We start from the raw sequence: 9,922 nt of genomic DNA on the forward strand, positions 1-9,922 counted from the left end.
GGCATCCCGTTCGCCGCACCGCCGATCGGCCCGCTGCGGTTCGCCGCACCGCGCCCGGCCCCGGGCTGGGACGGGGTCCGGCCTGCGCTGAGCTTCGGCCCGCCGCCCCCGCAGGGCGGCCACCTCGGCATGGACGCGCTGCCGCGGTCGGCGGACGGGGCGGTGGACGGTGGCTGGCTGACCGTCAACGTCTGGTCGCCCGAGCCGGGTCCGGGCGGGCGGCTGCCGGTCCTCGTCTGGATCCACGGCGGCGCCTACACGATCGGCACCTCCGGCCTGCCCGAGTACGACGGCGGTCGGCTGGCGAGCCATGGTGTCGTGGTGGTGACGTTCAACTACCGCACCGGCCTGGAGGGGTTCGGGTGGTTCGAGGGCGCCCCCGGCAACCGGGGCCTGCTCGATCAGATCGCCGCCCTGGAGTGGGTGCGGGAGAACATCCGGGCCTTCGGCGGGGACCCCGGCCGGGTCACCGTGTTCGGGCAGTCGGCGGGCGGCGGGTCGGTCGCCGCGCTGCTCGCCATGCCCCGGGCGGCCGGGCTGTTCCGCCGGGCCGTCGCGGGCAGCGCGCAGGGCACCTTCTTCACGCCCGAGCTCGCCGCCGACATCGCCACCGCCTGCGCCGCCGAGCTGGGCCGAAAACCCACCGCAGCCGAGCTGTCCGGCGTGGACCCGGCGCGGCTGTCCGCCGCCGGCGACGCGGTCAGCGCCACGATGCCCGAGCGCGCGGACCGCTGGGGCCGGGCCGGGTACCGGCGGATCCCGTACTCACCGGTCGTCGACGGCGACTCCCTGCCGGTCACCCCCTGGCAGGCCCTGGCCGACGGCGCCGGCCGCGGCGTCGACCTCCTGGTCGGCCACACCCGCGACGAGCAGCGCCTGCTCACCATGCTCGACGGGATGCTCGAGCAAGTCACCGAGGAGCAGGCCGAGGCCGCCCTGCGCGTCCTCGGTCCCGGTCCCGGTCCTGGTCCCGGTCCCGACGGTGCCCGCCGCTACCGTGCGGCGTACCCGGCGGCGGGCCCGGAGGAGCTGTTCGAACTCGTCAACTCCGACTGGCTGTTCCGCATGCCCACCCTCCGCCTCGCCGAGGCCCAGAGCGCCGCCGGCGGCCGGGCCCACGTCTACGAGCTGACCTGGCCGGCCCCCGGCCTGGGTGGCGTCCTCGGTGCCTGCCACGGCCTCGACGTCCCGCTGCTCTTCGGCACCCTGGACCGGGGCCAGCCCGCCCTCCTGCTCGGCGACCCCGCTCCCCCGGCGGCCGAGGCCCTGTCCACCGTCATCCGCACCGCCTGGACGAACTTCGCCTCCCACGGCGACCCCGGCTGGCCCGCCTACACCCCGGACCAGCGCCTCACCCGGCTCCTCGACACCACGCCCACCACCGTCGGTTACCCCGAGGAGGCCTCCCGCCTGCTCTGGCAGGACCACCCCTTCGACCCGCTCCCCCTGCTCGGTGGCTGAGCTCCATGGCGACGCCGCCGAGCAGTTGAGGCATCCGATCAGATGAGGATCGCCCGGAGGGGCAGCGCGAAGTAGAGGAGCAACAGACCACCCCAGGCCGCCTCGATGCCCGAGAAGACGCCGGCCGTTCCCGACAGGTACGGCAGGGCCAGCAGCAGCATGCCCGTGACGGCGGCGGCGTGCACGGTCTGGGCGACCGGGGACCACGCCACCTCCTGCAGGCCGTCGTCCTCCGCCGCCAGCGCGAGCGGCAGCATGCCGAACAGCACCAGCATCACGGCCACCCCCAGCGGTGCCGTCCGGTGGACGGTGAGCCCCCAGTCGCGGTTCAGGTAGCGGGACATGCTCGGCTGGTCCTCCGCGACCACCCCGCCCAACTCCGGTGCGGTGGGCGCCCAGAGCACGTCGACCCGGCCGTCCGGTTCCGGCGCCGCCAGGGTCCGGGCGCCGTCCACCCGGACCCGGCCGCCCTCCGGCAGGGCCAGGACCAGCGCGGCGTGATAGACCAGCACGTCATCCGCGGACAGGTTCTCGTCGACCTCGGAGACCTCGACCACGGTGGCCGTGCTGAACGCCGCCCCGGCCCGGACCAGTGCGCGGACCTGCTCCGACCCCTGCGAGCGGCCGAGGACGACCAGCGCCGCGAAGGAGACCGCCACCAGCAGCCAGACCGCCGCCTGACGCAGGAACACCCACCGCGTGCTGTCGAAGTCGGACGTCGCGAACCGCCGCAGCAGACCGGGCCGCCGACGTCCCTTCCGGCGGGAGACCTTCGGCAGCGCCTCCCACACCCGGTCGAACGGCAGGCGCGACAGCCAGTAGTGGTTGTCGTCACTCCACCAGACCCAGAGCGTCAGGACACGCAGCCAGACCAGCCCGCCCACCGTCCAGGCCAGGGTCACCAGCCCGGGCGCCGGCAGCGGCACACCGTCCGGCAACCCCAGCGTCCACAGGCTCAGGACGCCCGTGGCCACGCCCGCGAGCAGCGCCGATATCCGCACGAACCAGGCCAGCACGTCTTCCCCCCGGTGATCGTTTGCCGGCCGAGTATGACAGCCCTCGGCGAACGGGGAGACGACGGTGGCGGATGTGCCCCGGCGCCACCGCCCGCACCCCCACCCAGCCGACACGCTCGCGCGCGGCATCAGCTGATCAGGATGGGGCCACCCGCAGGCCTGCGACGGAGCGGCCCACGTGCGGGGCTGCAGCCGCGCACGTGGGCGCCACCGCCCGTGCCTCACTCAGTCGCCCGATCGGCACCGCCGCGCCCAAGGCACGAACCCGTGGAGCGCACACGCGCAGACGGCATGACCGTCCAGCCCTCGCGAGCACGCCGTCGCCCGATCCACACGGCCGCACCTGGGGCACGAACCCGCAACGTGGGCCGGCGCAGAGCAGCATCACCACCCACGCCCCCACCCCGCCGGCACCGGCGCGTGTGCCGTCAGCCGATCGGGACCGCCGCGCCCGACACCCGCACGCGTGGGGCGGAGCCGTGCAGGTCGACATGGAGGAGGCCGGGGCGGCCCAGGTCTTCGCCCTGATGGAGGGTCAGGGTCGCTGGGGCGGCGGACGGGTCGACGGTTCGCAGGTAGGCGCCGAAGGCGGCGGCCGCCGCGCCGGTGGCCGGGTCCTCGACCACGCCGCCGACCGGGAAGGGGTTGCGGACGTGGAAGACGTCGGGCGCGGCGCGCCAGACCAGCTGGAGGGTGACCAGGTCCCGCGCGGTCATGTAGGCGGCCAGGCCGTCGAAGTCGTAGGCGAGGCGGGCCAGGCGGTCGCGGGTGGCGGCGGCGAGGACGAGGTGGCGGGCGCCCGCGTACGCGAAGCGCGGCGGCAGCGCGGGGTCGAGGTCCGCAGTCGACCAGCCGAGCAGCCCGAGCGCCTCGGCGACGTCCGCCGCCCCGGCCTCCGCGACGTGCGGCTCGACGCTGGTGAGGGTGGCGCGCAGGACGCCGTCCGCGCCCTCGGCCACCTCGACCGGCACCTCGCCCGCACGGGTCGCGAAGCGGAACCGCCCGGGGCCGACCCGGTCGGCGAGCGCGACCGCCGAGGCGACGGTGGCGTGGCCGCAGAACGGCACCTCGGTCAGCGGGCTGAAGTACCGGACCGTGTGGTGACCGGCCGCCGCGCCGGGCGTGAGGAAGGCCGTCTCCGAGTAGCCGATCTCGGCGGCGATCGCGAGCATCCGCTCGTCCGACAGACCGGTGGCGTCGAGCACCACGCCCGCCGGGTTTCCGCCGCCGGGGTCGGTGGCGAAGGCGGCGTAGCGCAGGATCTCGGGCTCGGTGCTGCTCGGCGGCTCGGTGGCGTCATTGATCATGCCCGGACGAACGCACGCCGCCGACCCGGTGTTCCCTGCTCCGGTGTTCCCTGCTCCGGTGTTCCCCGCTCCGGTGCTCCCTGCTCCGGTGCTCCCCGTCATCGCAGCACCGCCTCCAGCAGGTCCGTCCCCAGCCGGGCGCTGCCGGCCAGGTCGAGCTGGTAGAGCATGTACCGCCCGCGCCGGTGGGTGGTGAGCAGCCCGGCCTTGCGGAGCACCGCCAGGTGCCGGGACACCTCGGGCGCGCTGAGCTGCCAGGCGGCGGCGAGTTCCCCGGTGGTGTGCGGGCCGCGCGCGATGGTCCGGGCGAGCCGGAGCCGGACGGGGTGGGCGAGCGCCTCCAGCCGCTGCTGGACCACGGCGAGCGAGACCGGTGCCGGCACGCCCTCCGAGGCGACGGGGTACTGCACCACCGGGCGCCACCCGGCCGCGGACACCACCAGCAGGTGCGGCCGGCCGAACGCGGTCGGGATGAAGGTGACGCCGCCCGCCGCGACGGCGCTGGTGGCGTTGTCCTGCAGCTTGTCGATGACGATCCGGCGCCGTCCCTCGTCGCCGTCCGCCAGCGTCACCGAAGAGGAGACCGCCGCCAGCGCCTCGGCCGCGCCGTGCCGGACCAGCAGGTCCGTCTTCCGGCGGGCGTCGGCGGCGAGTTCCGGCAGCACCCGCCGCCAGGCCTCGGTGAAGAACGCCTCCGCGCAGTCCTCCAGCAGCCGCCGGATCAGCGCCCGGACGGCGGCGGGGTCGGCCAGCAGCCGGTCGGCGAAGTCGGCCTGCCGGGGGCCGCGGGCCAGGGCGATCTCGCGGGCCCGCTCCTGTTCGACCGGGTCGGTGAGCGGCGAGCTGATCCGGTGGCTCAGCCGGGAGGCGCCGCAGGTGAGCACGAGCGCGGCCCGGACGTACTGCTCGTCGTCGATCCGGTCGACGGCGTCGAGTTCCTCAGTGAGGGTGGCGCCGGGCAGGCCGGGGACGAGGAAGTCGGCGCGCGAGGAGCGCCAGAGGAAGTCCCCCTCGCCGAGCCGGTCGGCGAGCGCGGGCGGGATCGTCGTCATCGTGCTCGCCGCCCAGCCGTGCAGGCCGGGGTGGTGCGCGGGTTCGGAGAGGACGTGCAGCATCGCGCTGAGCTCGCCCAGCGGTGAGGGCGTGAACAGCAGGCGCTCGTCGGGCAGGCCGGTGATGTCGATGGTCAGGCTCACGCCCCCGATCCTGTCACCTGCCGCGACGCGGTCCGTCGTCGATTGACGGGACTCGTCAATCGACGTGCCACCGGCCCGGGTGCGGACGGACCGTACCGGACATGACCTCGACCCAGAGCCCGCCCCACCCGACCGACTCCGCCCTCTCACCGACACCCGACGCGGGGACCGCCGCCGAGCGGCCACGGAGCGGACCGGCCGCCCTGTTCGCCCTGCTCACCGCCGCCGGCGGGCCCCGGTACGCCGCCGCGCTGCTGGTGGACGCCCTCGGCACCGGCCTGCTCCGACCGTTCCTGCTGCTCTACGGCGTGGGCGTGCTCGCCCTGGACGCCGGCGCGACCGGGCTGGCGATGTCCGCCGGCATGGTCGTCGGGCTGCTGGTGCTGCCGCTGACCGGCCGCTGGATCGACCGGGGCGCGCGCAGCCTGCCGGCCGCGGCGACCCTGCTGGTCCGGGCGGCCGGCGCGGTGGCGCTGCTGCTGGCCGACGGCGTGGCCGGGTTCACGGTGGCGGCGGTACTGCTCGGGGTGGGCAGCCAGTCGTGGCCGGCCACCCACGCGGCCGTGGTGTCGACGCTCACCGAGGGCCGTACCCGGGACGCCGCGCTGGCCGCCGGGCGGACGCTGCGCAACGCGGGCCTGGGCGCGGGCGCACTGCTCGCCACCCTGGCGGTGGCGGGCGGCACCGGGGCGATCCGGCTGCTGGCCGGGGTGACCGGCGCCGCCTGCCTGCTGGCGGCGGTGCTGGTGCACTCGTTGCGGGTGACCGCGCCACGGCCGTCCGCCACACCAAACGCCGCCACCGCCGCGGAGCCGTCCACCTCGGAGCCGTCCGCCGAACCGGCGCCCGACCGCCCCGCGCTGCGCCGGGTCACCCTGCTCAGCCTGGCCAACCTCCCCTACGCGTTCTCCTTCGACGTCCTGGAGGTGGCCCTGCCGGCCCTGCTGGTGCTGCACCTGCACGCGTCCCCGGCCTGGTCGTCCGGCGTCTTCGTGGGCAACACCGTGCTGGTGATCACCCTTCAGCTGGCCGTCGTGCTCCGGCTCGCGGACCGCTCCCGGCACGCCGTGCTGGCCACCGGTGGCGCCGCCCTCGCCGTGTCCTACCTGGGCTTCTGGGCGGCCGGGGCGCTCGGCGGGACCGCCGGGGCCGGGACCGTCGCGGCGGTCTCGGTGCTCTTCACGCTCGGCGAGATCCTCTACTCGGGCTCGGGGACGGCGCTGGTCGCGGCCAGTGCCCCGCCGCACCTGCTCGGCCGGGCGCTGGCCCGCTGGGAGCTGTCGATGGGGGCCGGCCGCGCGCTGGCGCCGGCCGTGCTGACCGGCCTGCTGGCCGCCGGGCCGTCCGTCCTGTGGTCGACCCTCGCCGCCACCACCCTCCTCGCCGCGGTCGCCGTCGCCCGCCTCGCCCCACGGTGACGGGCACCCGCCCGGGGTGCGGGCACGCGCCCGGTCACCGATGCTGGGCGGCGACGACGGTACGCGGTGTGCGCGCCCAGGCCCGGCGAAAGGATCCCGCATGAGCGCTCTCGACTTCGAGGTCATCGACAGCCCGGACAGCTCGCTGAACAAGACCTCCGTGCTGGTCACCGGCCCGCACGACGCCCTGCTGGTGGACGCCGGGTTCACCCGGTCCGACGGGCGCCGGCTGGCCGAGCGGGTGCGGGCCAGCGGCAAGCGGCTGACCACGGTCTTCGTCAGCCACGGCGACCCGGACTTCTACTTCGGCGCCCAGGAGGTGCAGGACGTCTTCCCGCAGGCCCGCTTCCTGGCCACCCCGTCCACCGTCGAGCACATCGAGGAGACCTTCGAGGCCAAGCTCCGGGCCTGGGCGCACCTGGGCCCGGAGCTGCCCACCCGGCTGGTCCGCCCCGAGCCGCTGCACGGCGACGAGCTGGTGTTCGAGGGCCACCGGTTCGAGCTGCGCGGCGCGGACTTCCACCTGCCGGACCGGCACTACCTCTGGCAGCACCACCACCGGACGGTGCTCGGCGGGGTGCTGCTCTTCCAGGGCCTGCACGTGTGGACGGCGGACACCCCGTCCCCGGAGCAGCGGGCGGCCTGGATCGACCTGCTGGACGGGATGGCGGCGCTGGAGCCCGAGTTCGTGGTGGCGGGGCACCGGACGGCCGACGCGCCCACCGACACCTCCTCGATCGACCACACCCGGGACTACCTGCGGGCCTTCGAGACCGAGGTCGGGCGGGCCGCGGACGCGGCGGCGGCCCGCGAGGCGCTGGAGCAGCGGTTCCCGGACCTGGGCATGAAACTGGCGGTCGACCTCGGGACCAAGGTCGCCAAGGGCGAGCTGAGCTGGGGCTGAGCGACGATGATCGAGATCCCGAGGTCCACTGCGGCGTTCGCCGAGTCCGACGCCCCGGCCGACGTGGTCCGCCGCCAGTACCTGGCCTCGGCGCGCGGCGACCTGTCCGCGCTGCGCGCCACCCTCGCCGACGACGTCGAGTGGACCGAGATGGCCGGGTTCCCGCTGGCGGGCACGTACCGGACGCCGAAGGGCGTCACCGGCGGGGTGATGGAGCGGCTGGCCGCCGACTGGGAGGACTGGACGGCGCACGACGACCGCTACGTGGTGGACGGCGAGGACGTGGTGGTGCTGGCCCGCTACACGGCGGTGCACAAGCGCACCCGGCGGCCGCTGAACGTGCGGGTGGCGCACCACTTCACAGTGCGCGGCGGGCGGATCGTGCGGTTCGAGCAGTTCACGGACACCGCTCTGGTCCGGGACGCGATGACGCCCTGACGCTGCCGTCCTGACGCTGCCGCCCTGACGACGCCGCCCTGACGACACCGCCCTGACGACGCCGCCCTGACGGTGGCCCGCCCGCCCCGCTGTCACCCGTTCGGGGGAGCGGGGGCGGCGCGCCGGACACGGTCTCGACAGGTCCACCGCCCGGCGGCAGGCTGTGCGTGATTTCCGGCCGCGGAGCGAGGAGTCCACCATGAGCACGGCCAGCAGCACAGCCAGCACGGACGGGACGGACGGCGGCGACAGCGGAGGAGGCGGCGGCGACCGGCAGCACCCGATCGTGATCGTCGGCGCCTCCCTCGGGGGTGCGAAGGCCGCGCAGGCGCTGCGCGAGGCCGGCTACCAGGGCGGCATCGTCCTGATCGGCGACGAGCACGAGCGCCCGTACGAGCGCCCGCCGCTCTCCAAGGGCTACCTGCTCGGCAAGACCGCGCGGGAGAAGATCCACGTCCATCCGCCGCAGTGGTACGCCGAGCACGACGTGACGCTGCGGCTGGGCACGGCGGTGTCCGCGATCGACCCGGCCGGGCACACCGTGACGCTGGCCGACGACGGCCGGGTGGCGTACTCGAAGCTGCTGCTGACCACCGGTTCGGTGCCGCGCCGACTGCCGGTGCCGGGGGCGGACCAGGAGGGCGTGCACTACCTGCGCCGGGTGGAGGACAGCGAGCGGATCCGCAAGGCGTTCCGGTCCGGGGCCCGGATCGTGGTGATCGGGGCCGGCTGGATCGGCCTGGAGACGGCGGCCGCGGCGCGGGCGGCGGGCGCCGAGGTGACCGTCCTGGAGGCGGCCGAGCTGCCGCTGCTGCGGGTGCTGGGCCGCGAGGTGGCGCAGGTGTTCGCCGATCTGCACCGCGAACACGGCGTGGACCTGCGGTTCGGGGCCCGGGTCGAGGAGCTGACCGGCGAGGGCGGCCGGGTGACGGGGGTCCGGCTGGCGGACGGCGCGACGGTGGCGGCGGACGCGGTGGTGGTCGGCATCGGCATCACCCCGGACACCGCGCTCGCCGAGGCGGCCGGACTGGTGGTCGAGAACGGCGTCAAGACGGACGAGCACCTGCGCACCTCGGCCCCGGACGTCTACGCGGCGGGCGACGTCGCCAACGCCTTCCACCCGCTGTTCGGGAAGCACATCCGGGTCGAGCACTGGGCCAACGCGGTCAACCAGCCGCAGACGGCGGCCCGGGCGATGCTCGGCGAGGACGCCGTCTACGACCGTGTCCCCTATTTCTTCACGGATCAATACGATCTCGGCGCCGAGTACGTCGGCTACGTCGAACCGGAGGGCTACGACCGGGTGGTGTTCCGGGGCGACCCGGCGACCCGCGAGTTCATCGCCTTCTGGCTGTCCGAGGGCCGGGTGCTGGCGGGTATGAACGTGAACGTCTGGGACGTCACCGACCCGATCCGCGCCCTGGTCAAGTCCGGCCGGGCGGTGGACCTCAAGGCGCTGGCCGACCCGGACGTGCCGCTGACCTCGCTCTGAGGCCGGGAACGGCGGACGGCCCGCCCCGGAAGTGGTTCCGGGACGGGCCGTCCGTTCGCTCGTTTACCCAAAGCCGTCCGTCAGGCGACGGGCGGGAACGCCTCGGCGTCCGGCTTGAGCAGCTGGCCGGGGGCCGGGGCCTGCTGGTTCACCAGGTAGTCGGTGACCAGCTTGTTCAGCTCCTTGCTGCGGCCGACGGCGCAGTGCTCGACCACGTCGACGGAGACCAGCACCGCGTTGCCCAGCTGGCGCTGCATCCGCTTGGAGAACTCGTAGTTGGTCGCCGGGTCGTAGAGGTTGCCGATGACCATCACCGGGGTGGCGGTGCGGCGGTTCCACGGGCCGGAGAAGCGCTCGGCGTCCCGGGCCGGGGCCGGCCAGCTGGCGCAGGTCGGGCCGTCGAAGGCCTGGTAGCGGCCGAAGGTCGGCGACTCCTTCTCCCAGGACTTGGCGAGGTTCGGGAACAGCCACGGGTTCGACGGGTACGGCTTGTCCTGGCAGTTGACGCCGTAGTAGGAGTCGTCGGCCGAGTACGGGGTCTCCGGCAGGGCCTCGCGCAGCGCGTTCGGGACGGTCGTCGCGAGCACCTTGGCGTCCTCGACGGCGGCCGGGTCGACGGCGACGGGGTCGCCGGCGGCGGGAGAGCAGCAGCCCGGGTCGCCGGCCAGGGCCTGGCCGCGCCGACGCCGG

General features: G+C 75.2%; 9 protein-coding genes. 5 read left to right on the top strand and 4 right to left on the bottom strand.

Annotation, left to right across the window (positions count from 1 at the left end):
- A partial coding sequence (locus AB0N76_RS38005; protein WP_363565412.1) for a carboxylesterase family protein occupies window positions 1-1,461 on the top strand: 1,461 nt, incomplete at its 5' end.
- A gap of 38 nt (window positions 1,462-1,499) precedes the next feature.
- Here the strand turns inward: AB0N76_RS38005 and AB0N76_RS38010 are convergent.
- The 3 genes from AB0N76_RS38010 to AB0N76_RS38020 form a co-directional block, all read right to left on the bottom strand.
- Window positions 1,500-2,477 carry a hypothetical protein gene (locus tag AB0N76_RS38010; RefSeq protein WP_363565414.1) on the bottom strand — a complete coding sequence of 326 codons (978 nt, stop codon included), beginning with the start codon at window positions 2,475-2,477 and terminating at the stop codon, window positions 1,500-1,502.
- A gap of 428 nt (window positions 2,478-2,905) precedes the next feature.
- Entirely contained in the window at window positions 2,906-3,784 is an 879-nt protein-coding gene (locus AB0N76_RS38015; protein WP_363565416.1) for a PhzF family phenazine biosynthesis isomerase, read from the bottom strand.
- A 98-nt stretch (window positions 3,785-3,882) separates the two neighbouring features.
- Entirely contained in the window at window positions 3,883-4,980 is a 1,098-nt protein-coding gene (locus AB0N76_RS38020; RefSeq protein ID WP_363565418.1) for a DUF5937 family protein, read from the bottom strand.
- Between the two features lie 101 nt (window positions 4,981-5,081).
- Here AB0N76_RS38020 and AB0N76_RS38025 point away from each other — a divergent pair, with 101 nt between their 5' ends.
- From AB0N76_RS38025 to AB0N76_RS38040, 4 genes are all read left to right on the top strand, one after another.
- Window positions 5,082-6,398 carry an MFS transporter gene (locus AB0N76_RS38025; RefSeq protein WP_363565420.1) on the top strand — a complete coding sequence of 439 codons (1,317 nt, stop codon included), beginning with the start codon at window positions 5,082-5,084 and terminating at the stop codon, window positions 6,396-6,398.
- A 100-nt stretch (window positions 6,399-6,498) separates the two neighbouring features.
- The gene (locus tag AB0N76_RS38030; protein ID WP_363565422.1) at window positions 6,499-7,302 is read left to right on the top strand and encodes an MBL fold metallo-hydrolase; all 804 of its coding nucleotides are present in this window, start codon (window positions 6,499-6,501) and stop codon (window positions 7,300-7,302) included.
- A gap of 6 nt (window positions 7,303-7,308) precedes the next feature.
- A complete protein-coding gene (locus AB0N76_RS38035; RefSeq protein ID WP_363565424.1) occupies window positions 7,309-7,740 on the top strand; it encodes a nuclear transport factor 2 family protein in 432 nt (143 codons plus the stop codon).
- Window positions 7,741-7,939: 199 nt separating this feature from the next.
- A complete protein-coding gene (locus AB0N76_RS38040; protein ID WP_363565425.1) occupies window positions 7,940-9,232 on the top strand; it encodes an FAD-dependent oxidoreductase in 1,293 nt (430 codons plus the stop codon).
- Between the two features lie 80 nt (window positions 9,233-9,312).
- Here AB0N76_RS38040 and AB0N76_RS38045 read toward each other — a convergent pair.
- Window positions 9,313-9,922: alpha/beta hydrolase (locus tag AB0N76_RS38045; RefSeq protein WP_363565426.1), on the bottom strand; the 610-nt coding region annotated here is incomplete at its 5' end.

The sequence above is a fragment of the Kitasatospora sp. NPDC093806 genome, from assembly GCF_040683335.1.
In the GTDB taxonomy this organism is placed as follows: domain Bacteria; phylum Actinomycetota; class Actinomycetes; order Streptomycetales; family Streptomycetaceae; genus Kitasatospora.

What these genes read in the sequence shown, in the direction of transcription:
- AB0N76_RS38015 (WP_363565416.1), bottom strand. Translation starts at nt 3,784, where the DNA reads ATGATCAATGACGCCACCGAGCCGCCGAGCAGCACCGAGCCCGAGATC.
- AB0N76_RS38025 (WP_363565420.1), top strand. Translation starts at nt 5,082, where the DNA reads ATGACCTCGACCCAGAGCCCGCCCCACCCGACCGACTCCGCCCTCTCA.
- AB0N76_RS38030 (WP_363565422.1), top strand. Translation starts at nt 6,499, where the DNA reads ATGAGCGCTCTCGACTTCGAGGTCATCGACAGCCCGGACAGCTCGCTG.
- AB0N76_RS38035 (WP_363565424.1), top strand. Translation starts at nt 7,309, where the DNA reads ATGATCGAGATCCCGAGGTCCACTGCGGCGTTCGCCGAGTCCGACGCC.
- AB0N76_RS38040 (WP_363565425.1), top strand. Translation starts at nt 7,940, where the DNA reads ATGAGCACGGCCAGCAGCACAGCCAGCACGGACGGGACGGACGGCGGC.